The sequence below is a fragment of the Streptomyces sp. NPDC007991 genome, assembly GCF_042958445.1.
Lineage (GTDB): Bacteria > Actinomycetota > Actinomycetes > Streptomycetales > Streptomycetaceae > Streptomyces.
This window is the reverse complement of sequence record NZ_JBIBJD010000001.1, coordinates 461,558-483,603: the sequence shown is the minus strand read 5'-3', so window position 1 is coordinate 483,603 and position 22,046 is coordinate 461,558. Positions and strand designations below refer to the sequence as shown.

Below are 22,046 nucleotides of genomic sequence, written 5' to 3'. Positions count from 1 at the left end.
CGATGAATTCTGGTCCACCTTTTCATCAATCGAAGTCCAACTTGGTGATTTGATCCAGCGAAGACTGGTCCCAGGAGGGCAGCAATGCGCGCAAGAAGACTCACCGGATCCCTGACCTGTCTGGTCGTCCTGACGCTGACGGCCGCCGGCTGCGGTCTGTCCGGCGGGGGTTCCGACGGCGGCGACGCCACGGCCGGCGGCTGCAAGGTCGACAAGGGCAACGTCGGTTCCGGCAAGCTCTCCGGAGACGTCAAGGGAAAGATCACTTTCCAGACCACCAACCTGAAGAAGGACTTCGGGAAGTACTTCAACGGCGTCATCGACGCCTTCGAGCAGGCCCACCCCGGCGCCAAGGTCAACTGGATCGACGATCCGGGCGACGCCACCTTCACCCAGCGCCTGGTCGCCGACGCGCAGGGCTGCACGCTGCCGGACGTGGTGAACATCAACGTCAACACGGCGGTGGCGCTGACGAAGAACGGCTATCTGCTGAACCTGGACGCGAAGGCCCCGGACGCGGGCAAGCCGTTCGCGCCCGCCCTGTGGAAGTCGAGCATGTACGCCGACGCGGACGGCAAGAAGGTGCACAGCGTGCTGCCCTGGTACTCCGGCGGCATCGTGCAGACCTTCAACACCGACCTGATGAAGAAGGCGGGCCTGGACCCGGCGAAACCTCCGACGACCGTCCTCGGCCTCTTCGACGACGCGGAGAAGATAGCCAAGGCCTCCGGCGGCAAGTACTACGCGTTCCTCGCCAACCCGCAGCTGCGCATCCCCGCCGACTGGCAGCAGATGGACATCAGGATCCTCTCCCCGGACGGCAAGAAGTTCACCTTCGCCGACGACCCGAAGACGGCCCAGTGGGTCGAGGCCATGACCAAGCTCTACAAGTCCGGCGGCATGCCGAGGGACTCCCTGTCCTCCACGCAGGACCCGGCCAACGTCTACGGCCAGGGCAAGCTGGTCTACGGCCCCACCAACCCCAACTTCCTGCGGTTCATCCAGCAGAACAACCCGAGCGTCTACAAGAAGACCGGCGTGGCCCGCTTCATGCTGGACGCCCTCGGGCACACCGTCGGCGCCCCGCAGTACATCGGGGTCGCGTCCACCAGCAAGAACGCCTCGACGGCGCTGGCCTTCGCGCGGTTCCTGACGAACGCCGAGAACCAGCTCGCCTGGGCCAAGGACCCGAACGTCGTCATCTTCCCGTCCACCACGGCCTCCCTGAACGACCCGTTCTTCCAGTCGGTCAAGGGCGACGACCCCTTCGCCGAGGCCCGCAAGATCGTCGCCAGTGACCGAAAGACCGCCACAGCCGACGAGATCGCGCTGACGCCCGGCGAGCTGAACGCCATATCGGCCCAGATCCAGCTGGCCATGCAGGGCAAGAAGAGCGCCGAGGACGCTCTGAAGGAGGCCCAGTCCAAGGCGAACCAGCTGATCGAACAGGGCAGTTGAGGATGACCCAACCGACCGTCCACCAGGCGCCCGTGCCCGCTCCCCCGGGTGCGGGCGCCGGGCGCCCCGGCGTTTCCCCCTCGCCCGGCACGCCGGGGCCCCTGCGCCGCGCCCTCCGCTACGTCCTGCCCGGCCCGAGCACCGACGCGGGGGGCGCGGCGCTCTACCGCCGCTGGTGGCTGCCCTGGCTGTGGATGACCCCGGCGATCGTCGGCGCGACCGTGTTCGGGGTCTTCCCGTTCCTCAACACGCTCGTCGTCTCCTTCACGGACGCCAAGCCCCTCGGCGGGGCGTACGACGTCGTCGGCCTGGAGAACTACCGCCGGATGCTGAGCGATCCGGACTTCTGGCTGGCCACCCGCAACAGCCTGCTGTACGCGCTGTTCGTCGTCCCGCTGATGGTGCTGCTGCCGCTGCTGCTGGCGATCCTCGTGGAGAAGAACCTGCCGGGCATCGGCTTCTTCCGCTCGGCGTTCTACACGCCGGTGCTCGCCTCCAGCGTGGTCGTCGGTCTGAGCTGGCAGTGGCTGCTGAGCGACCAGGGCCTGGTCAACACCTGGCTGCAGAAGGCCCACATCATCCGCGAGGCCATCCCGTTCCTGTCCGACTCGTGGCTGATCCTGCTCTCCGCGATGGGCCTGACCCTGTGGAAGGGCCTCGGCTGGTACATGATCTTCTATCTGGCCGCCCTCGGGAACGTCCCCAGGGAACTGCACGAGGCGGCGGCCGTGGACGGGGCGGGCGCCGTGCGCCGCTTCTGGCACATCACCGTGCCGGGCGTCCGCCAGTCGATGATGCTGGTCGGCACCCTGACCGGCATCGGCTCCCTGCGGGTCTTCACCGAGATCTACATGCTCGGCGGTTCCACCGGCGGGCCCGGTGGCGCCGACCGCACGCTGCCCTTCTACATCCGCGACGTCGGCCTCGACCCGCTCACCGGCAACGCCGGGTACGGCGCGGCGGTCAGTGTCGCCCTGTTCGCCCTGACCCTTGGCCTCACGCTGCTCGCCCAGCGCCTGACGAAGGAGGACGAGGCATGACGACCGCCGTCGACAAGCGCCGCCGCCCGATGCCCCGCTGGCGGGACTACGGCCGCCCCCGCGAACTGGTCGTCCGCTACCTGCTGCTGGTGTTCGTCCTCTTCATCACCGTCGGCCCGCTGCTGTGGCAGCTGCTGTCGTCCCTCAAGGGCGCGGGCGAGGACGTCTTCGGCGCGGGCGCCTCCCTGCTCCCCCGTCACCCGTCGCTGCGGGCGTACCGCGAGGTCTTCGACCAGGTGCCGGTGTGGACGTACATCCGCAACAGCGTGTTCATCGCCCTGCTGTCCATCACCAGCCAGCTCGTCTTCTCCACCATGGCCGGCTACATGCTGTCCAAGCCCGGCTGGAAGGGCCGCAAGCTGGTCTGGATCGTGCTGCTGGCGTCCATGATGTTCCCCTTCGAGTCGATCATGGTGTCGCTGTTCCTCAGCATCCGGGACATGGGCCTGGTCGACAACCTGGTGGGCGTCTGGCTGCCCGGCTTCGTCGCCGCGATCAACGTCCTCATCATGCGGGCGGCGTTCCTGGCCGTGCCGCGCGAGATCGAGGACGCGGCGATGCTGGACGGGGCGGGCGAGTGGAAACGCTTCCGGTACCTGTATCTGCCCTCCGCCTACGGTGCGATCCTCGTCGTCACCATCAACACCTTCATCAGCGCCTGGGACGACTTCCTGTGGCCGCTGATCGTGCTGCGCACCGAGGGCCACTTCACGCTGACGCTGGGCCTGGCCCGGCTCCAGACCTCGTCCTTCGGCTACGACCAGCGGATGGTGATGGCCGGCTCGGTGATCTCCGTGATCCCTGTGCTGGTGCTGTTCGTCATCACCCAGCGGTGGTTCTACAAGGGGGTCTCCTCGGGGGCCGTGAAGCTCTGAGTCGGTACGGCGGTCAGGGTGGCGCGCGCGGACGCGGCGACGCGGAACTCGACCACCGTGCCGGGCGGCACGGCGGCGGCGAAGTCGGCGCCGAGCGGGAACGTCACCGTGCGGGTCTCGCCCGGCGCCAGGTCGACGGCCCGGAAACCGTGCAGTTCGAGCGTGCGCGGCCAGACGGTGGTCCGCAGCCGGCGCAGATAGAGCTGGGCGACGGAACGGCCGGGGCGCCGGCCCGTGTTGGTGACGTCCGCCTCGACCCCGTGCCCTGACAGCCGCGGCGGACCGTACGCGAAGCTCGTGTACGACAGTCCGTGCCCGAAGGAGTACGGCGGCTCGGCGCTGTCGTCCACGTAGCCGCCGTACTCGGTGTCCTTGTGGTTGTAGTGGACGGGGAGCTGGGCCGCGGAGCGGGGTACGGAGACCGGCAGCCGGCCGACGGGCTCGGCGAGCCCGAGCAGCACCTCGGCGATCGCCGCACCGCCCCACGCTCCGGGGTACCAGGCGGTGAGCAGCGCGTCCGCCGTGTCCGGCACGACGTGCGGGCGGCCCTGGACCAGTACGACCACGGTCGGCGTCCCCGTCGCGACGACGGCGTCCAGGAGCGCGTACTGGGCGTCGCCCAGCCGCAGTCCGGCCAGGTCCACGCCCTCGCCGCAGGTCATCTCGGAGACGGCGGTGCGCGCGGCGCCGTTGGCGTCGAACTCGGTCCCCGCGGAGCGCGCGCTGCTGCCGCCCAGCACCAGCACGGCGACATCGCAGGCGGCGGCGTGGGCGATCGCCTCGGGGATGCCCGACAGGTCGCCGCCGGTGAGGGCGCATCCCCGGGCGTGGCGGATGTCGACGCCGGCCGGGGCGAGCCCCCGCAGCCCGTCGAGGACGCTGGTGCCGGTGCCGGGCCGTTGCGGGGCGGTGTAGTCGCCCAGTTGGTGGGCGACGGTGCCGGCGTGCGGGCCCAGGACGGCGATACGGGAGACGGTCGCCGGCGATAGGGGCAGTACGCCGTGGTCGTTGCTCAGGAGGGTGACGGCGGCGCGGGCGACGGCGGTGCTCAGGTCGCGTCCGGCGGCCGGGGACGGCAACGGGCAGGTGCGGTAGGGGTGTTCGAACAACCCCAGGCGGAATTTCAGCCGCAGGACGCGTGCCACGGCCTCGTCGAGAGCGGCCTCGCTCACCAGCCCCCGCTCGACCGCCGCCTCCAGATGCGTGAACCCCTCGTCCCACAGGCTCAGATCCACCCCGGAGTTGAGCGCGAGGGCTCCCGCGGAGACCTTGTCCCCGGTGATCCGGGCCAGCCGGTCCACGGCGAGCCCGTCCGCCATGACGAGCCCCTGGAAACCCCAGCTCTCCCGGAGCAGGCCATGGAGCAGGGCGCGGTTGCCGGAGCAGGGCAGGCCGTCGACCTCGTTGTAGGCGGCCATGACGGCGGCGGCTCCGGCCCGGATCCCGGCACGGGCGGCGGGGAGGTGGATCTCGTGCAGCTCCCGGAGTCCGAGCTCGGACTCGGCGGAGTTGCGGCCGCCGACGGTGGCGCCCTGCCCGGCGAAGTGCTTGAGGACGACGGGGGCCTTGTCGGCGGGGAAGCAGGCGGCGGGTGGGCCCTGCATGCCGCGCACCAGCGCCTCCGTCAGCCGGGCGGCCAGGTACGGGTCCTCGCCGAAGCACTCCTCGGTGCGCCCCCAGCGCGGGTCGCGGGCGATGTCGAGGGCCGGGACCAGGGCGAGATGCCCGCCGCGGGCGCGCAGTTCGGCGGCGGCGTGGGCGGCGGCCCGCTCGTACAGGCCGGGGTCCCAGGTGGCGCCGACGGCCAGGTTGACGGGCAGGACGGTGCCGTCGAGGGCCATGTGCCCGTGCGGTACCTCCTCGACGAACAGGGCCGGGATGCCGAGCCGGCTGCGCTCGACGACGTGGCGCTGGACGAGGTGGGCCAGTTCGGCGCCGTCCGCGGCGCCGGATCCGGTGGTGTGGTCGACCCCGGACCAGGCGTCGGCGCGCAGCAGCCCGTACAGCGCGCCGAGTCCGGCGAAGCGTTCGGTCTCGGCGTACAGGGCGTCGGTGAGTTCGAAGCCGCCGTCGGGGGTGCGGCGGTAGGCGTCCCAGCCGTACATCCGCTGGTTGAGCTGGCCGGCCTTCTCGCGCGGGGTCATACGGGAGAGCAGGTCACGGACGCGGGCGTCGACCGGGGCGGCGGGGTCGCGGTACAGGGGCGTGCCCTGCCGGGTGGCGGTCACCTGCGGCCGCCGTGCGCGAGACGGGCCAGGGCGACGGCGCCCCGGCAGCCGTCCGGGACCCAGTCGAGGGTCAGACCGAGGGCACCAAGCCGGGTCTCGAGACGGTCGGTGAGGGGCCCGCCGGGCCCGAGCAGCCCACCGGTGGCGACCACCCGCTCCCCGGCCCTCGGCTCCAACGCCCGCACGCTCTGGGTGAGTTGATCCGCCGCCTCGTCAAGGATCGCCAGGGCGACCGTATCCTCGGCGTCCCGGGCCGCCGCGACGACCAGCGGCGCGAGCCGCGCCAGCCGGATGGGCGCCTCGGCCATGACGGCGGGCAGCAGATACCTGCGGTAGGCCTCGCGGCGGGCGCGGGACCAGGGGATGTGATCGCGGGGCGGAACAACACTCCGCCGGCCGCCGGAACTCCCGACCACACCGGACACACCCCCGGCTACCCCGACCTGCCCCGGCCCTCCGGCCTGCCCCTGCCCCCCGGCCACTGCGGTCGGTCCCGGGCCTCCGGGCGCTCCGGCTGGTCCCTGGCCCCCGGCAGTTCGGGCCTGCGCGAGGCCCGTCGGCCCACCGCCCACGCCGACCACACCGGCCCGCACCGGACTCCCGGCCGCTCCGGTCGGTCTCTGGCCCCCGGCCACTCCACCCTGCGCGGAGCCCGCCGCCCCACCACCCGTGCCCCCGGCTGCTCCAGCCTGTCCCTGGCCCGCGACCACTCCGGGCTCCCCTTGCCCCCCTGCCACTCCAGTCGGCTCCAGGCCTGTCGGCCCTCCGACCGGGCCTCCGGTCACTCCGGTCTGCCCCGCATCCCCCGGCCACCCGCCCACGTCCGCGACCGCACCGCCCTCGCCCGGGCCCGCCGCCCCACCACCCGTGCCCCCGGCCACACCGGACTCCCCCTGCCCCCCGGCCACTCCAGTCGGCTCCAGGCCCGTCAGCCCTCCGACCGGGCCTCCGGTCACTCCGGTCTGCCCCGCATCCCCCGGCCACCCGCCCACGTCCGCGACCGCACCGCCCTCGCCCGGGCCCGCCGCCCCACCGCCCACACCCCCGGCTGCCCCAGCCTGCCCCCGACCCCCGGCTCCAGCCTGTCCCTGGCCCCCGACCACACCGGCCTCCCCCTGCCCCCCGGCCACTCCCCCCTGCGCGGAGCCCGCCGACCCTCCCCCCGCAGCCCCAGCCCCTCCGGGGTGCCCCGGATCCGCCGACCCCCCGCCCACTGCCCCAGCCCCTCCGGACCGCACAGACCCCTCCGGTCGCCCAGTCATGCCCCCGGCCCCTCCCGACCACCCGCCCCCAGCGCTCGGCCCGGCGCCCGGCGGAACATCCTCCTGCCTCCCGTCACGCGGTGTGCCCTCCGCGGTGCCCGGGACCACGTCGGGGGACAGTCTCCGTACCGCGCCGCCGGCCACGGCGCCGGACGCCCCGCCGGGCAGCGCGTCGGCCGGGACTCCGAGTTCCCGGCCCACCGTCTCGGCCAGAACGGTCGGCGCGCCCCTGCCGTCGGCCATGCGCAGCGCTGCCCGTACCGCCGCGCGGCCGATCCAGAAGCCGCTGCCGTCGTCGCCGAGGAGCCAGCCGTCGCCGTCCACGGTGACGGTGCCACGGCGGTCGGTGATGCGCATGGCGACCGCGCCCGTGCCGGCCACCAGGGCGAGACCGTCGGCCGGGTTGGCGGGGGCGGAGGCGAAGGCCGCTTCGATGTCGCTGCCGATGACCGGCGGGCCGGCGTCGATGCCCAGCCGGTGCAGGGCCGCGGTGAGGGCGGCCAGGGCGTTGCGCCGCCCGGGCTCGTCGTCAGCGGCGCCGGCCGCGCCCGCGAAACCGCCGGCCACGGCCACCACCCGGTGGCGGACCGGCTCCGGCACGGCGCGCCCGATGGCCTCGGCGAGGTGCTCGGTGAGCTGCGGCAGCGGCACGGTCAGGGCGTTGCCCGGCCCGGCGGCGCCCTCGCCCACCGGATGCCCGTCCTCCGCCGTCGCCAGGACCGCCCGGGTGCGCGTGCCGCCCGCGTCGAGACCGACCACCAGATCTCGACGCTCTTGGTTCAATTCATTATCCATCGCCGACTATGGTGATTGATGCATTCACCCAGGGCAAGCACCCAGCGCAAGCCTCGACCCGAGGAGGACCCCATCCCCACGCTCCGCTTCGGCGTCAACTACACGCCCCGCCGCGGCTGGTTCCACTCCTGGCACGACTTCGACCCGAAGCACGCCCGCGAGGACCTTGACCAGATCGCCGCGCTCGGCCTCGACCACGTCCGGGTCTTCCACCTCTGGCCCCTCCTCCAGCCCAACCGCACCCTCATCCGCACCGCCGCCGTGGACCAGCTGGCCCACCTGGTCGACCTCGCGGCCGAGGCCGGTCTCGACGTCCTGGTGGACGGCGTGCAGGGGCATCTGTCGAGCTTCGACTTCTACCCCGAGTGGACCCGCGGCTGGCACCACCGCAACGTCTTCACCGACCCGGACGCCGTCACCGCCCAGGCCGGCCTCATGCGCACCCTCGCCCGCGCCCTCGCCGGCCGCCCCAACCTCCTCGGCCTCCAGCTCGGCAACGAGCTCAACAACCTGGTCGAGCACAACCCCGTGACCCCGGACGAGGTGGACCACTACCTCGACACCCTGCTGGCCGCCACCCGCGAGCATCTCCCCGAGGACCGGCTCGCGACCCACTCCGCCTACGACGCCGCCTGGTACGGCGACGACCACCCCTTCACCCCGCAGGCCTCCGCCCGCAAGGGCGATGTCACCACCGTCCACCCCTGGGTGTTCTCCGGCGACTGCGCCCGCCGCTACGGCCCCCGCTCCCCGCAGGTGCTGCACCTCGCCGAGTACGGCACGGAACTCGCCAAGGCCTACGCCGAGGACCCGGCCCGCCCGGTCTGGGTCCAGGAGACGGGCGCCCCGCAGCCGCACATCCCGGCGGCCGACGCGCCCGAGTTCGCCCGGGCGACCGTGCGCAACGCGGCCGGGTGCGAGGGACTGTGGGGCGTGACGTGGTGGTGCTCCCACGACGTGGACCGCGCGCTGGCCGACTACCCGGAACTGGAGTACACCCTGGGCCTGTTCGACGAGCGGGGCAGGGCCAAGCCGATCGCGAACGCCCTCGCCGAGACGGTCGCCGAGGTCCGCGCGGGACACCACCCGGCCCGCCCCCGTGAGACGGCCCTGGTCCTGGACTGCACACCGTCCACGCGGTCCGTGTCCGGCCCGGGAGGGGCGTACTTCGACGCGTGGATGGCCCTGCGCACCGAGGGCACCCGCCCGGCGGTGGTCCTGGCGTCCCGGGCGGACGACACCGCCCACCTGACGGCGCGCGGCATCAAGGAGGTCGTACGCGTGCCGTAGGGCTCAGCCGCCCGTCAGTACCTCCGCGACGGCCCGGAGATTCACCCGCCCCCGCCCGTAGGAGCACAGCGCTCCGCCCTCCGGCAGCCCGGTGTCGACCCGTACGGCATCGGGTCGCCGGGCCAGCAGGGCGGCCCGCAGCCGTTCCTGCCAGGGGTGCAGCCCGGCATCGCAGGTGGCGACGACCAGCGGCGCCGCACCGGACGCGCCGAGGATCCCCGCCACGACGGCGGCCGGGTCCGCCGGCTCCCCGGCGACCGCGGTGCCCGTGGCCGTGGGGTCGACGGCACGCACCTGCGTGAGCAGGTCCTCCCCGCCCCAGTTGAGCGCGGGGTGCGGCGGCGGGAACAGATCGACGACATGCGCGCCCCGCACGACCGCCGGCCCCGGGCCGCCGCGGACGGCCCGGCGGGCCGCTTCAAGCCCGGGCCCCGCGCCCCAGCCGCCGGGCCCCGCGCCCCAGCCGCCGACCTCCTCGTCCCAGCCGTCGGCCCCCTCGTCCCAGCCACCGGCCCCCGCGCCGGAGCCACCGGCCGCCCCGCCCGGGACCGCGTACCGCCCGGCGAGCCGCTCCACCCGCCCGGCGGCCTCCCACAGCCGCTCCTCGGGCAGCGCACCGGTGCGCAGCGCGCCGCGCACCGCGTCCCGGCAGGCCAGGGTGACCTCCAGTTCCGGCACGGCCACGATGACCTGGTCGGCACCCGCCGCGAGGGCGATCCGCGCCCCGGCGGCCTCGCCGTAGCGGTCGGCGATCGCCTTCATCTCCAGCGCGTCACTGACCAGGACCCCGTCGAAGTCCAGCTCGTGGCGGAGCAGATCGCCCAGGATGCGGCGGCTCAGGGTGGCGGGCCGCTCGGGATCCAGCGCCGGGAAGACGACATGCGCGCTCATGAGCATCGGCACGCCCGCGTCGACGGCGGCGCGGAACGGTTCGAGGTCGGCGCGCAGTTCGTCGTACGGCCGGGGGTCGACGGCGATGCCGTGATGGCTGTCCGTCTCGGTGCCGCCGTGGCCGGGGAAGTGCTTGGCGCAGGAGGCGACGCCCCGTCGCTCGGTGGCGGCGATCCAGGCCCGCAGATGCCGGGCGGCGAGCGCGGGCTCGGCACCGAAGGAGCGGGTGCGCACGATCGGGTTGCGCGGATGGTGCTGGAGGTCGGCGACCGGGGCATAGGAGACCGTGATGCCGAGCGAGGCCAGGTGCCCGGCGAGCGCGTCGGCGCAGCGGGCGGTGAGCGCCGGGTCGTCGGCGACGCCGAGGGCGAAGGAGCCGGGCACGTCCGGCGCGCCCGCGGCGACCAGGTGCCCGATCCCGCCGCCCTCGTTGTCGATGCCCACGAGCAGGTCCGGCCGCAGGGCCCGCAGCTCCCCGGTGAGCCGGCGCACCTGCTGCGCGTCGCGCACGTTCCGGGTGAAGAGGATGACCCCGCCGAGGCCCTGGTCGATGAGCCGCTTGAGGGTGTCGGGCACGCTCGTGGTGCCGGCGAAACCGGCGACGAGGCAGCGGTGGGCGGCCTCGTCGAGGCCGGGAGGCAGGGGCGCGGAGTGGGTCACCCCGGGAATCTTGTGGCTCACTCAGCCAAAAGTCAACCGATCGATGGATCACCCATTCAAGGCCTTCTGTCGGGCGGACCTGCCGAAACGTTCCCGAAGTTCGTCCGTCACCCACTCGCACCCCACCCGCAGCGGCTAGCCTCGTAAGTCACCGAAGGTGAACGGGGGTTGCCCATGGTGAACACTGATCGCACGCCGCCGGAGTGCCCTGGGGGACATGACGGCATGCCGGAGAGCGGCGCCGGGGTCCACATCCAGGATCAGCTCGAAATCCTCATCCAGGACTTCCGCACGAGCGCCGAGCCGCCGATGCCGGTGTTCGTCGTGCACCCGCAGGACAGCGCGGACGACGACGCCGTGGCCGGCCTGGTCCGGCAGCTGTACGCGGGCCAGGAGGTGCACGGCACGCGCTGCGCGCTGGCGCAGGACCTCTACGAGGGTCCCACGGAGGTGCGCCGGGCCGCGGCCATGGTGCGGGCGCTGAGCGACCCGAAGAAGTGGGGCGGGCCGAAGGCGGTCTACCGGCGCTACGCGTTCCCGCGACTGCGGCTGGTGCATGCCATCGACGACGCGGTCGCCGCACTCGGCGACACCTGGCCGGCGCCCGCCCCGGGCACCCCCGAGGCCGGGCAGGACCAGCGGCAGCGGCTGCTCGACCAGCTGGCCCGGCAGCGCTGGCGCCCGGAGGGCACCGCCCGCTGGCGCTCGGGCCTGCCGCTGTTCGACATGGCGCACATCCTGCCCGCGAGCCTCGTGACCGTGCTCGCCGCGCTCCTCGCCCGCAGCGACTGGTTCGTGGCGGTGGCGGCCGGTCTCGCCTTCCTGCTGCTGCTCACCGTCCTCAACTACGTCCTGCCGGGGCGGGCGCCGATCTTCCTGTGGCTGCGGCGGGAGAGCCGCTGGTTCATGACGACGACCTTCCTCAGGGCGGCCGACCAGGACGATCCCACCGAGGTGTCGCTGCTGCGGCCGGTGCGCTCCTGGAAGGCGATCGCGGCCCGGGCGTACGACGTGGCCGAGGCCCTCACGGCGGGCGGCGACTTCCACCTCCAGCTGTGCGTGCTGGCGCTGCGGGAGGACCTGCGGGACAACCACCGCCGCTGGAGCTGGGACCTGCGCGGCTTCAAACGGCCGCGCCCGCCGATGCTGTTCCTGCCCCGCGCGGACGACCGCAACGGCGGCATCGAACTGATCCGCGCCATCAGCGACGTCCGCAGCCGGCGCAGCGAGCTCGATCCGCTGCTGGTGGTCGCCGCGGTCCGCTCCCACGACGTGCCGCTCCTGGAGCGCGGCGTGGTCCGGACGGCGCCCGACCCGGACCCCGCACCGCCCCGGTTCGGCGAGCGGCTGCGCACCTGGTACCGGGAGTGGGCACGCAACCTGCGCGCGGAGCAGTCGCCCAGCCGGGAGCGGTCCGTCCTGCCCTGGGTGATGAAGATCCCGCTGCCGCACGACCAGCTCGGTCCTGTCGAGGAACGCCGCCGCCATCTGCGGGCCGCCACCCGGCCGACGCTCGCCCGGCTGGTGTGGGCCCTGCACACCCTGGTCCTGGTGATCGCCCTGCTGGCCGCCGGCACCGTCATGCGGGCCGACTCCCTCCACGACCGGTACTGCTCGGCATCCGTACTGACCGCCAACCGGGACACCCGGCTGGCCCGGGCACCCGGCGGCGGCACGGAGTGCATCGGCATAGCGACGGGCGGCGTCCGCTTCGCCGACTGGCTGCCCGCGCCCGAGCCCTCCGACGAGGTCGGGACACTGAGGGCCGACGACGAAACGCCCTGGACGGTGGACGAACTGGAGGACCGCATCGCCGGGCAGAACGCCGACGTCCTCGCACACCACTCCGGCAAGTACGTCACCCTCGTCTACGCCGGGCCGCTGAGCGCCGATCCGGCGGCTGGCTCGTCGTTCGTCAAGGGCATCGAAGAGCTGGCGGGTGTCTATCTGGCACAGGCCGTCATCAACAAGAACTCCAGTGTGAAGCTGCGCGTCCTGGTCGCCAACGGCGGCGTGGACCTCGGCCACCAGGTGGAGATGGCCCAGGCCATCGCCGCGTACGCCGCCGACGACCCGACCGTGGTGGGGGTCGTCGGCACCGGCCGCGACCTGGAGTCGAGCAGGGCGACGACGCGCACACTGCTGGAGGCCGGTCTGCCGGTCGTCTCCGGCACCAACTCCGCCACGTATCTGCCCCGCGAGTTCGCCAACTGGTTCAGCCTGGCCGCCACCGACGAGTGGCAGACCGAGCAACTCGGCCTGATCGCGGCCCAGTTGCGCACCCCGGGCAGACGGCAGTACGCCCTCGTCCTGGCCCGCGACACGGCGCGGACCGACGACCTGTACACCGACGAACAGGCCCGCTACGGCCAGCGGATGCTGCGCCGGGAGGGCTTCACCCCGCTCAAGGCGCGCCGCTACGTCCTCAGCGGGGGCAAGCCCGAACTCCGCTCACACGCCCAGGAGATCTGCCGGGGCGGCCGGGTCCCGTCCGTGATCTATTTCGCGGGCCGGGTGGAGGACGTCGATCCCCTGATGACCCAACTGGGCACCGAGCCGGGCTGCGCCGGAAAGCCCCTGTCCATCTTCACGGGCGACGACCTGTCCAAGGCCGACTTCACCGCCGGCGGGCAGTCCGTCGCGCCGAAGGTCACGCTGTACCACGCGGCCCTGGCCGAGCTGAAGGCGGCCGCCACCAGGACGACCTTCTACCTCTCGGCCGCCGCGTACCTGCCCGGTCTGGGCGACCGGCGCCTGCGCTACGACAACCCCGCCCTGGCCAGCGGCCAGACCGCCCTGTCCCACGACGCGACCCGCGCCCTGTACTGGGCGGCCACCCGCGACGACCGGCCGCAGAGCCGCGCCTCGACCTGGGTGAACCTGCGCAGCGTCAAGATCGAGGGCATGGCCACCGGCACCATCGACTTCACCCGGGCCCCGCTGTACGACGACCGCACCGGCCACAGCATCGTCCTCAAGCGGGTCCGCCGCGCCGGCGACGGCACCGCGGAGTCCCGCGTGCTGTGCAGCCGCACCGCGGGGGACACCGAGCCCCTCACGCAGAAGGAGTGCCGGATCCGGTGACGGCGCGGCCCTCCTCAGCCCTCGGCGGGCGCCAGCCGCAGCGCGATGCTGTTGATGCAGTACCGCTGGTCGGTGGGGGTCGGATACCCCTCACCCTCGAACACGTGCCCGAGGTGGGAACCGCAGCGGGCGCAGCGCACCTCGGTGCGGACCATGCCGTGGGAACGGTCCTCGATCAGCTCCACCGCGTCGGTGTCCTTCGGGTCGAAGAAGGACGGCCAGCCGCAGTGGGACTCGAACTTCGTGTCCGAGGTGAACAGCTCCGCCCCGCAGGCACGGCAGGAGTAGACGCCCCGGGTCTTGGTGTCGGTGTACTCACCGGTGAAGGCGGGCTCCGTGGCCGCCTGGCGCAGCACCGCGTACTCGCCCGGGGTCAGCTCCGCGCGCCACTGCTCGTCCGGCTTCTCGACGTCGTACGGCATGAGCCTCCAGCCCCTCAGTTCGACAGACGGTCCAGGATGCGCGGGCCGAGGTCGGTGACGTCGCCCGCTCCCATGGTGAGAACGAGATCCCCCGCCTTCGCCATTCCCGCGACCACGGCGGGCACGTCCGCCGTGTCGTGCGCCGGCGTCACGTCCGCGCCCGCGGCCCGGGCCGCCTCGATGATCAGCTCGCTGGTCACGCCGGGGATCGGGTCCTCACGGGCCGGGTAGATGTCCAGCACGACCGAGGCGTCGGCCAGGGCCAGGGACTGGCCCATCTCCTTGGCCAGCTCCTGGGTCCGCGAGAAGAGGTGCGGCTGGAAGACGACCAGGATCCGGGCGTCGCCCGCCGCCCCGCGCATGGCTTCCAGGTCGGCGGTCATCTCGGTGGGGTGGTGCGCGTAGGAGTCGATGACCTGCACTCCCGCCGCCTCGCCCTTGAGCTGGAGCCGCCGCTTCACGCCCGTGTACGCCGCCAGCGCCGGGGCCAGCTCCTCGGCGGGGACGCCGAGCGCCACGCCCGCCGCGAGCGCGGCCACCGCGTTGTGCGCGTAGTGCCGGCCGGGCACGGAGACCGTGAAGGTCAGCTCCTTGCCCTCCAGCACGACGGTGACCTCGCTCTTCAGGCCCTGCGGCACGACCGAGAGGATGTGCACGCCGGCGTCCGGCGACTCGCCGTACGTCACCACCCGCACACCGCGTCCCGCGACCCGGCGCGTCAGCTCCCGCGCGCCTTCGTGATCGGCCGCGATCACCAGCGTGCCGCCCTCGGTGACACGGTCCACGAACGTCTCGAACGACTGGTAGATCTCGTCCATGGACGCGTAGTTGGCGTGGTGGTCGAGCTCCACGTTGAGGACGATCGCGACCTCGGGCGCGTACTTGTGGAAGCTGCGGTCGGACTCGTCCGCCTCGGCGACGAAGATCTCTCCCTCGCCGTGCAGCGCGTTGGAGCCGGGCGCGTCCAGGTCCCCGCCGATCGCGTACGACGGCTTCAGGCCCAGTTCGCCGAGCGAGACCGCCAGCATCGAGGTCGTGGTCGTCTTGCCGTGCGTGCCGGCAACCGCGATCGGGCGCAGGCCCTCCATGAGGGCGGCGAGCGCGTCGGAGCGGTGCACGACGGGGATGCCGAGCTCGGCCGCGCGGGCCAGTTCGGGGTTGTCCTGCCGGATCGCCGACGACACGACCACACAGCTGGCGTCGTCGGCCAGGTGCTCGGCGGCGTGTCCGATGCGCACCGTCACGCCCAGCGCCCGCAGCGCCTCGGCCGTCGCCGACTCCTTGGCGTCACTGCCCGCCACCACGGCCCCGCGCTGCGCGAGGATCTTCGCGATGCCCGACATCCCGGCTCCGCCGATGCCGATGAAGTGCGGTCGGTCCATGGCGGTGGGAAGGCCGGGTGCCATGCGTGTCTCCCTGTGGCGTGTGCGGAACGTTCAGCGGCACAGCCTATGCCGAAGCGTCTACAGCTGTTGACACCGTCGGGAGCTACGCCTTGCTGTGCGAGAACAGCTTCAGCACCGGCACGCCCACCTTGTGCCGCGCCCGGGAAGCCCAGTCCCGGTGGAAGAACTCCTCCACGTAATGAGGGTCGGTCAGGACGATGACCTCGTCCGCGCCGACCTCCTCCACCAGGGACTTCAGCGCGTCCAGCGGATGATCCTCGATCAGCCGCCCCTCGGCCCCGCTCCCGGACGCCCGCAACGCCGCGAGCGACACCTCCAGCGCCCGCTGCCCGACGCTCAGCGCGTCCTCGCCCTCCGGCGTCTCCCCCTCGCGGACGGCCTCGTCGAGCTCGCCGAGCGCGACGTCGTCGATGGCCCGCAGCAGCCGGTCCGCCTGTTCGCCGCGCGGCTGGAGCAGCACCTGGAAGGCGACCGGCTCCTCCCCGTGCAACGTCGTGACGAACTCCACGTCGGCGGACGTCAGGGCCTTCTCGATCATCAATACGCTTGTGAACACCAGGCGCCCCTTCTGCTCCCAGGGGCCCGCGGCCCCACTCCTGCGTGGGCCCGCCCGGGCCACGCGGAAACCATCCTGCCCCGTGGTCGCACGGGCACTGCCGGATCCAGTGTGCCCTCCGGAAACCAAACGGAACGGCATATTCCGCCGATTACCGGACCGGCGGCAACCATCGCACCGATTCCGGACCTACCGACCGGTTCGGTTTCCCGGCCGCCGACACCTGTACCCCGTGCCGGCCGGTTCAGTACGTCAGGACCGCCCGTACCGCGTGTACAGGAAGCCGTCCTCCTCCAGCATCGACAGCAGCCTGAAGCGCTGCGGCACCGTGACGGCGGGCCCTTTGGCGATGCGCTGCGCGTCGCCCGCGGTGAGCATCGGGGAGACGGTCAGGCACAGCTCGTCGAGCACGCCGGCCGCCACCAGCTGCCCGAGCAGCCGCGGGCCGCCCTCGGTCAGCAGCCGGGTGTGGCCGAGGACGGCGAGGGCCCGCACGGCACGGGCCGGGTCCACGCCGATGCCGTCCCCGGCGGTGACCACCCGGGCGCCCGCCTTCTCGGCGGCGGCGACCCGGTCCGGTGGGGCCGAGGCTCCCGTGAGGATCAGGGTGGGCACCAGGGGCGAGGTGAACAGGGGCAGCGAGAAGTCCAGGTCCAGGCTGGCGGAGACCACCGCGACCGCGGGCGCGGGGCCCTGCCCGGCCGCCTCCCTCAGCTCAGCGAACTCGGCACGCGCGCGTGCCGGCCGGTAGCCCTCCTGGCGCACCGTCTGCGCGCCGACGACCACGACGTCCGCCAGCGCGCGCAGCGTGCCGAAGATCCGCATGTCGGTCGCGCTGGAGATGGGCTGCGAACGGCCGTCGTGCTGGGCGGCCCCGTCCAGTGTGGACACCATGTTGGCGCGCAGCCACGGCAGCGGCCCGCCGGGCCCCGCCGCGGGATAGGCGTACGCGGCGGCCAGCTCGGCCAGGCTCCACTCCCGTCCGGCCCCGCCGCGATCCTCTTCCCCGGGCCTCCCGCCCGGGTCCGGAGCTGCTGTTTCATCGGTCACAGGGAACAGACGTCGCATGCCGTGCAGTGTTCCACGCGCCGTAGCATGGTGAACCGTGTCTCCTTCTCCCGCCCCTTCCGGAACCGGCCCGATAACCGACGCGGCCCCGCTCTCCCTGTGCGCTCGTGAGCCGCACGTGCCCGCGGATCGGCTGGTGGCCGAGATGGTGCCGCCACCGCGGTTCGACTCGGTGCGGTTCAGCACGTACATCCCGGACCCGAACCAGCCCAGCCAGACGGAGGCCGTCCGGGTCCTGGAGGGTTTCGCGGCGGGTCTGGGCGGGACGGCCGACTCGGGCAGGAGGCGGCTGTTCGGATTCGGCAGGGCGCCGAAGAAGGCCCCGGCCGGCCCGCGCGGCGTCTACCTCGACGGCGGTTACGGCGTCGGCAAGACCCATCTGCTGGCGTCCCTCTGGCACGCCACCCCGGCCGAGCCCGAGCGCAAGGCGTTCGGCACCTTCGTGGAGCTGACCAACCTGGTCGGCGCCCTCGGGTTCCAGCAGACCGTCCAGACCCTGTCCGGCCACCGCCTGCTGTGCATCGACGAGTTCGAGCTCGACGACCCCGGCGACACCGTCCTGGTCTCCACGCTGCTCGGCAAGCTCGTCGACGCGGGCGTCGCCCTCGCCGCCACCTCCAACACGCTGCCCGGCAAGCTCGGCGAGGGCCGGTTCGCCGCGGCCGACTTCCTCCGCGAGATCCAGGGCCTGTCGGCCCACTTCCGCGCCCTGCGCATCGACGGCGAGGACTACCGCCACCGCGGCCTGCCCGAGGCGCCGCCGCCGTACTCCGACGAACAGGTGACCAAGGCGGCGCACGCCACCGAGGGCGCGTCCCTCGACGCGTTCCCGCCCCTCCTGGACCACCTGGCCCGGGTCCATCCCAGCCGGTACGGCGCCCTGACCGACGGCATCGAGGCCGTCTGCCTCACCGGCGTACGGCCGGTCCCCGACCAGTCGACGGCGCTCCGTCTCGTCGTCCTCGCGGACCGGCTGTACGACCGCGAAGTCCCCGTGATGGCCTCGGGGGTGCCCTTCGACGAGCTCTTCAGCGAGGAGATGCTGAACGGCGGCTACCGCAAGAAGTACTTCCGGGCCATCTCCCGGCTCACCGCCCTGGCCCGCGACGCGGGCAAGCTGACAAACCCTCGGTGATCAGGCCTGGTTCAAGCCACCCCACCCACGGTTTTCAGGCTCTCTTCAGCTCGAAACGTTAAGTTAACCCTGCAAATGACCTTGCAGGGTTAATGTGTTTCTTGACCAGCCATTGACCAAGTGTTGGTCAACGCCAGACGTGTGAATCACCTGAAGGGGGGCGCATGTACCGAGGTACGACGGCACGGACCGTGGTTTCGATCCTCGCCGCCGTCCTGCTCGCCCTCCAGCTCTTCGCACCGACGGCGTCCTTCGCATCCGCGCACACGCCCAGCGAAGTCGAGGCCAACGCTCAGCCCGGAATTGAACCCTCCGGTAAGTCCTCGCGCCCCGGGGCCAAGCTGTCCGGGAAGGCCCTGCGCGACGAGATCGCGACCTGCCGCGCCGGACACCACGGGAGCCCGACCGGCCCCCTGCGGACCCGCGACCGGTCCCACCACACCGACTCGGCGCCCTCGGCGCCCGATCGGCACCCGCTGCGGCACATTCCGCCGACAGCGCCGGACCGGGTCACACCCGGCGTCGCGCACGAACGCACGTCGAGATCCTCGGCGTCACACACACCGGCAGCACTTCAGGTCTTCCGCTGCTGAGGAACAGAGCAGTTCCATCCCCACCTCTGTCATGCCCGTCCGACGCGCCCCCACTGCGCGCCAGGAGGAGTCACCACTTATGCAACCCCTCATCGACAACGCCCGCATGTTCGGACAGCGCCCTGAGGAGTTCGCCCGCCTCGCCGAGGGCCAGTCCCCCGACGTCCTGTTCATCACCTGCTCCGACTCCAGGGTCGTACCGGCCCTGATCACGGGCGCCCGGCCCGGCGAGCTCTTCGAGCTGCGCACCGCGGGCAACATCGTCCCCCCGTACGCCTTGGAGCACCCCACGTCCGAGGCGGCCACCATCGAGTACGCCGTGGAAGTGCTCGGCGTCAAGGACATCGTGGTCTGCGGCCACTCGCACTGCGGTGCCGTGGGCGCGGTGGTCCGGGGCGACGACCTCGCCGCCGTACCGGCGGTGCGCGACTGGCTCTCGCACGCCGCCGAAGAGCCCAAGTGCGAGGACCCGGCCGACCCGGCGGTCGCCGAAGCCGTGCAGAACCACGTCCTCACCCAGGTGCTGCGCCTGCGGTCGTACCCGTGCGTCGAGCGCCGCCTGGCGGAGGGCCGACTCGGCCTGCACCCCTGGTTCTACGAAGTGCACACCGGAACCGTGTGGCAGCACCACGCGGAGACCGACACCTTCGAGACCCTGTGAGGGATACCGTGACCAAGTTCCCTTATCTGAGGCAGGACTTCCTCGCCTCCATCGTCGTCTTCCTCGTCGCCGTGCCGCTGTGCGTCGGCGTGGCCGTCGCCTCCGGCGTCCCGGCCGAACTCGGCCTGATCACCGGCATCGTGGGCGGCCTCGTCACCGGATTGATGCCCGGCAGCAGCCTCCAGGTGTCCGGGCCCGCAGCGGGCATGACCGTGCTGGTCTTCGAGGCCGTCAGCGAGTTCGGGGTGGCCGCGCTCGGTGTGATCGTGCTGATGGCCGGTCTGCTCCAGCTCGCCATGGGCTTCCTGGGGATAGGCCGCTGGTTCAGGGCGATATCCGTCTCCGTCGTCGAGGGCATGCTCTGCGGCATCGGCCTGGTGATCATCGCCGGGCAGATCTACGCGGCGGCGGGACTGAAGGCGCCGGAGTCCGGCATCGGCAAGATCGCGGGGCTGCCGGGTGCGTTCACCGACGCCCTGGGCAGCACGGAAGCCATGACGTCGCTCGCGATCGGCGCGGGCGCCATCGCCGTCATCGTGCTGTGGAAGAAGCTGCCGAAGGCCGTGCAGTCCGTGCCGGGCGCCCTCGCGGCGGTCATCCTGGCCACGCTCGCCACGCTCGCCTTCGGCCTGCCGGTCGCCACGGTCGAGGTGGAGGGCCTGCTCGGTGTCATCCAGCCGCCCGGGACCGGGGCGCTCGGCGAGCTGGCCGGCCCGGCCATCTGGGGCACGATCATCGCGTTCGCGCTGATCGCCTCCGCCGAGAGCCTGTTCAGCGCGGCGGCCGTGGACCGGCTGCACAACGGTCCGCGTACCCAGTACAACAAGGAGATGATCGCCCAGGGCGCGGGCAACACCGTGTGCGGTCTGCTCGGCGCGCTGCCCATGACCGCGGTGATCGTCCGCAGCTCGGCGAATGTCAACGCGGGTGCCAAGACCAAGGCGTCCCGGGTGCTGCACGGCGTGTGGCTGCTGCTGTTCGCCGCCGCGATGCCGTGGGCGCTGGCCCTGATCCCGCTCCCCGCCCTCGCCGGCATCCTGGTGCACGCGGGCTGGAAGCTGATCCCGTTCCGCCAGGTCGTGGCGCTGTGGCGGGCTCACAAGGGCGAGGCGCTGATCCTCGTCGTCACCGCCGTGTCGATCGTCGCGGTGAACATGTTCGAGGGCGTCCTGATCGGTCTGGCCCTGTCGGTCGTCAAGACCGCCTGGGAGGCCTCGCACGTCAAGCTGGAGGTCATCGACAAGGGCGCCGGCCCGATCCAGGCGTACCTGTCGGGCAACGCGACGTTCCTGCGGCTGCCGAAGATCCTCGACAACCTGGAGAGCCTGCCCCAGGACCGCCCGGTCGAGCTTGACCTCTCGGGTCTGCACCACCTCGACCACGCCTGCCGCACGGCCCTGGAGAGCTGGGCCGAACGCCACAGCGCGAGCGGCACGGAGCCGGTGAAGGTCACGGAGCCGGAGCTGTCGCCGGAGGCCGAGAAGGTCACGACGACCGCGTAGCGACTCAGCCGACGTCCCTGGTCCGGGGCGCGCCCCAGCGGCGCGCCCCGGACCTTCGCGTGCAGGCCTTGTCTGTCCGGGCATGGCCTCGACCCCGATGGCGGGCATATCGTTACAGCAACGGACGAATCGGGACCTCTGGACGGGGGTGTCGGCATGGTCGAAGAGCTGATCGGGGCGGTGGTGGCGGCCGGAGCCGCGGGGCTGGTGTATCTGGCCTCGGCGGCGCGCGTCGTCAAGCAGTACGAGCGCGGGGTCGTGTTCCGGCTCGGACGGCTGCACGGGGAGGCGCGGCGGCCCGGATTCAACATCATCATCCCCGCGGTGGACCGGATGCGTAAGGTCAACCTGCAGATCGTGACCATGCCGGTGCCCGCCCAGGAGGGCATCACCCGCGACAACGTGACCGTGCGGGTCGACGCCGTCGTGTACTTCAAGGTCGTGGACCCGGCGGCGGCGGTCGTCAACGTCGAGGACTACCGTTTCGCGGTCTCCCAGATGGCACAGACCTCCCTGCGCTCGATCATCGGCAAGAGCGAACTGGACGACCTCCTGTCCAACCGGGAGAAGCTCAACCAGGGCCTGGAGCTGATGATCGACAGCCCGGCCGTGGAGTGGGGCGTGACCATCGACCGCGTGGAGATCAAGGACGTGTCCCTGCCGGACACGATGAAGCGCTCCATGGCCCGCCAGGCCGAGGCCGACCGCGAGCGGCGGGCCCGGGTGATCAACGCCGACGCCGAGTACCAGGCCTCGAAGAAGCTGTCACAGGCCGCCCAGCAGATGGCCGACACGCCGTCCGCGCTCCAGCTCCGCCTGCTGCAGACGGTCATGGCCGTGGCGGCGGAGAAGAACTCCACACTGGTGCTGCCCATCCCGGTGGAGCTCCTGCGGTTCCTGGAGCGGGGCCATCAGGAGGCGGCACTTCAGGAAGGCGCGCAGCAAGACCGGCAAGAGGGAAGCCGGCCGGCACCGGCACCGGGAGAGCAGCCCGTCGACACCGCCGAACAGGCCATCGACGAGCTGCGGCGCGCGGTCGAGCGGTGAGCCACGCTACGCGCGTGGTTCCCGCGACCCGCACCAGGTGATAGACACAGCGGGATCACAGTTCCTGTCCGCC

The 22,046-nt window shown here is 72.5% G+C and carries 17 protein-coding genes; 10 read left to right on the top strand and 7 right to left on the bottom strand.

Going from position 1 to position 22,046, the window contains the following annotated elements:
* Window positions 1-84: 84 nt before the first annotated feature.
* From ACFZDA_RS02020 to ACFZDA_RS02010, 3 genes are read left to right on the top strand one after another with little or no spacing between them, the layout of a single operon-like run.
* Window positions 85-1,458, top strand: coding sequence for an extracellular solute-binding protein (locus tag ACFZDA_RS02020; protein ID WP_391073438.1), 1,374 nt, complete (start codon window positions 85-87; stop codon window positions 1,456-1,458).
* A gap of 2 nt (window positions 1,459-1,460) precedes the next feature.
* Window positions 1,461-2,498: an ABC transporter permease subunit gene (locus ACFZDA_RS02015; RefSeq protein WP_391073435.1), complete on the top strand. Its 1,038-nt coding sequence runs from the start codon at window positions 1,461-1,463 to the stop codon at window positions 2,496-2,498.
* On the top strand, window positions 2,495-3,373 hold the full coding sequence (locus tag ACFZDA_RS02010) for an ABC transporter permease subunit (protein WP_391073432.1): 879 nt from the start codon (window positions 2,495-2,497) through the stop codon (window positions 3,371-3,373). The genes ACFZDA_RS02015 and ACFZDA_RS02010 overlap by 4 nt, the downstream gene beginning before the upstream one ends.
* On the opposite strand, the gene ACFZDA_RS02005 is transcribed toward ACFZDA_RS02010, so the two are convergent.
* Together ACFZDA_RS02005 and ACFZDA_RS02000 are read right to left on the bottom strand one after the other, a co-directional pair.
* Window positions 3,337-5,517, bottom strand: coding sequence for a glycoside hydrolase family 3 N-terminal domain-containing protein (locus ACFZDA_RS02005; RefSeq protein WP_391074549.1), 2,181 nt, complete (start codon window positions 5,515-5,517; stop codon window positions 3,337-3,339). The genes ACFZDA_RS02010 and ACFZDA_RS02005 overlap by 37 nt on opposite strands.
* An 80-nt stretch (window positions 5,518-5,597) precedes the next feature.
* On the bottom strand, window positions 5,598-7,646 hold the full coding sequence (locus tag ACFZDA_RS02000; RefSeq protein WP_391073430.1) for a hypothetical protein: 2,049 nt from the start codon (window positions 7,644-7,646) through the stop codon (window positions 5,598-5,600).
* Between the two features lie 30 nt (window positions 7,647-7,676).
* Here ACFZDA_RS02000 and ACFZDA_RS01995 point away from each other — a divergent pair, with 30 nt between their 5' ends.
* Window positions 7,677-8,948 carry a cellulase family glycosylhydrolase gene (locus ACFZDA_RS01995; RefSeq protein WP_391073428.1) on the top strand — a complete coding sequence of 424 codons (1,272 nt, stop codon included), beginning with the start codon at window positions 7,677-7,679 and terminating at the stop codon, window positions 8,946-8,948.
* 3 nt (window positions 8,949-8,951) lie between these two features.
* Here ACFZDA_RS01995 and ACFZDA_RS01990 read toward each other — a convergent pair whose 3' ends face one another.
* Window positions 8,952-10,520, bottom strand: a complete 1,569-nt coding sequence (locus tag ACFZDA_RS01990) for a glycoside hydrolase family 3 N-terminal domain-containing protein (RefSeq protein ID WP_391073425.1) — start codon at window positions 10,518-10,520, stop codon at window positions 8,952-8,954.
* Window positions 10,521-10,724: 204 nt separating this feature from the next.
* Between ACFZDA_RS01990 and ACFZDA_RS01985 the strand changes: the two genes are divergently transcribed.
* Complete coding sequence (locus ACFZDA_RS01985) at window positions 10,725-13,583, top strand: ABC transporter substrate-binding protein (protein WP_391073422.1); 2,859 nt, start codon at window positions 10,725-10,727, stop codon at window positions 13,581-13,583.
* A gap of 14 nt (window positions 13,584-13,597) precedes the next feature.
* On the opposite strand, the gene msrB is transcribed toward ACFZDA_RS01985, so the two are convergent.
* The 4 genes from msrB to ACFZDA_RS01965 form a co-directional block, all read right to left on the bottom strand.
* Window positions 13,598-14,005, bottom strand: coding sequence for a peptide-methionine (R)-S-oxide reductase MsrB (msrB, locus tag ACFZDA_RS01980; protein ID WP_391073420.1), 408 nt, complete (start codon window positions 14,003-14,005; stop codon window positions 13,598-13,600).
* Between the two features lie 14 nt (window positions 14,006-14,019).
* The gene (gene murC, locus ACFZDA_RS01975; protein ID WP_391073418.1) at window positions 14,020-15,411 is read right to left on the bottom strand and encodes a UDP-N-acetylmuramate--L-alanine ligase; all 1,392 of its coding nucleotides are present in this window, start codon (window positions 15,409-15,411) and stop codon (window positions 14,020-14,022) included.
* 82 nt (window positions 15,412-15,493) lie between these two features.
* Window positions 15,494-15,967: an indole-3-glycerol phosphate synthase gene (locus ACFZDA_RS01970; protein WP_391073415.1), complete on the bottom strand. Its 474-nt coding sequence runs from the start codon at window positions 15,965-15,967 to the stop codon at window positions 15,494-15,496.
* A 252-nt stretch (window positions 15,968-16,219) separates the two neighbouring features.
* The gene (locus ACFZDA_RS01965; protein WP_391073412.1) at window positions 16,220-17,035 is read right to left on the bottom strand and encodes a dihydrofolate reductase family protein; all 816 of its coding nucleotides are present in this window, start codon (window positions 17,033-17,035) and stop codon (window positions 16,220-16,222) included.
* A 37-nt stretch (window positions 17,036-17,072) separates the two neighbouring features.
* Here ACFZDA_RS01965 and zapE point away from each other — a divergent pair, with 37 nt between their 5' ends.
* The 5 genes from zapE (at window position 17,073) to ACFZDA_RS01940 (ending at window position 21,973) form a co-directional block, all read left to right on the top strand.
* Complete coding sequence (gene zapE, locus ACFZDA_RS01960; protein WP_391073409.1) at window positions 17,073-18,170, top strand: cell division protein ZapE; 1,098 nt, start codon at window positions 17,073-17,075, stop codon at window positions 18,168-18,170.
* A 164-nt stretch (window positions 18,171-18,334) separates the two neighbouring features.
* Window positions 18,335-18,763 carry a hypothetical protein gene (locus ACFZDA_RS01955; RefSeq protein WP_391073406.1) on the top strand — a complete coding sequence of 143 codons (429 nt, stop codon included), beginning with the start codon at window positions 18,335-18,337 and terminating at the stop codon, window positions 18,761-18,763.
* A 79-nt stretch (window positions 18,764-18,842) separates the two neighbouring features.
* Window positions 18,843-19,424: a carbonic anhydrase gene (locus tag ACFZDA_RS01950; protein ID WP_391073404.1), complete on the top strand. Its 582-nt coding sequence runs from the start codon at window positions 18,843-18,845 to the stop codon at window positions 19,422-19,424.
* 8 nt (window positions 19,425-19,432) lie between these two features.
* Entirely contained in the window at window positions 19,433-20,926 is a 1,494-nt protein-coding gene (locus ACFZDA_RS01945) for a SulP family inorganic anion transporter (RefSeq protein ID WP_391073401.1), read from the top strand.
* 156 nt (window positions 20,927-21,082) lie between these two features.
* Complete coding sequence (locus tag ACFZDA_RS01940) at window positions 21,083-21,973, top strand: SPFH domain-containing protein (RefSeq protein ID WP_391073398.1); 891 nt, start codon at window positions 21,083-21,085, stop codon at window positions 21,971-21,973.
* The last annotated feature ends 73 nt before the right edge of the window (window positions 21,974-22,046 follow it).

What these genes read in the sequence shown, in the direction of transcription:
- ACFZDA_RS01965 (WP_391073412.1), bottom strand. Translation starts at nt 17,035, where the DNA reads ATGCGACGTCTGTTCCCTGTGACCGATGAAACAGCAGCTCCGGACCCG.
- ACFZDA_RS02005 (WP_391074549.1), bottom strand. Translation starts at nt 5,517, where the DNA reads ATGACCCCGCGCGAGAAGGCCGGCCAGCTCAACCAGCGGATGTACGGC.
- ACFZDA_RS01995 (WP_391073428.1), top strand. Translation starts at nt 7,677, where the DNA reads ATGCATTCACCCAGGGCAAGCACCCAGCGCAAGCCTCGACCCGAGGAG.
- ACFZDA_RS01985 (WP_391073422.1), top strand. Translation starts at nt 10,725, where the DNA reads ATGCCGGAGAGCGGCGCCGGGGTCCACATCCAGGATCAGCTCGAAATC.
- ACFZDA_RS01955 (WP_391073406.1), top strand. Translation starts at nt 18,335, where the DNA reads ATGTACCGAGGTACGACGGCACGGACCGTGGTTTCGATCCTCGCCGCC.
- murC (WP_391073418.1), bottom strand. Translation starts at nt 15,411, where the DNA reads ATGGCACCCGGCCTTCCCACCGCCATGGACCGACCGCACTTCATCGGC.
- ACFZDA_RS02020 (WP_391073438.1), top strand. Translation starts at nt 85, where the DNA reads ATGCGCGCAAGAAGACTCACCGGATCCCTGACCTGTCTGGTCGTCCTG.
- ACFZDA_RS02010 (WP_391073432.1), top strand. Translation starts at nt 2,495, where the DNA reads ATGACGACCGCCGTCGACAAGCGCCGCCGCCCGATGCCCCGCTGGCGG.
- ACFZDA_RS01950 (WP_391073404.1), top strand. Translation starts at nt 18,843, where the DNA reads ATGCAACCCCTCATCGACAACGCCCGCATGTTCGGACAGCGCCCTGAG.
- ACFZDA_RS02015 (WP_391073435.1), top strand. Translation starts at nt 1,461, where the DNA reads ATGACCCAACCGACCGTCCACCAGGCGCCCGTGCCCGCTCCCCCGGGT.
- msrB (WP_391073420.1), bottom strand. Translation starts at nt 14,005, where the DNA reads ATGCCGTACGACGTCGAGAAGCCGGACGAGCAGTGGCGCGCGGAGCTG.
- ACFZDA_RS01940 (WP_391073398.1), top strand. Translation starts at nt 21,083, where the DNA reads ATGGTCGAAGAGCTGATCGGGGCGGTGGTGGCGGCCGGAGCCGCGGGG.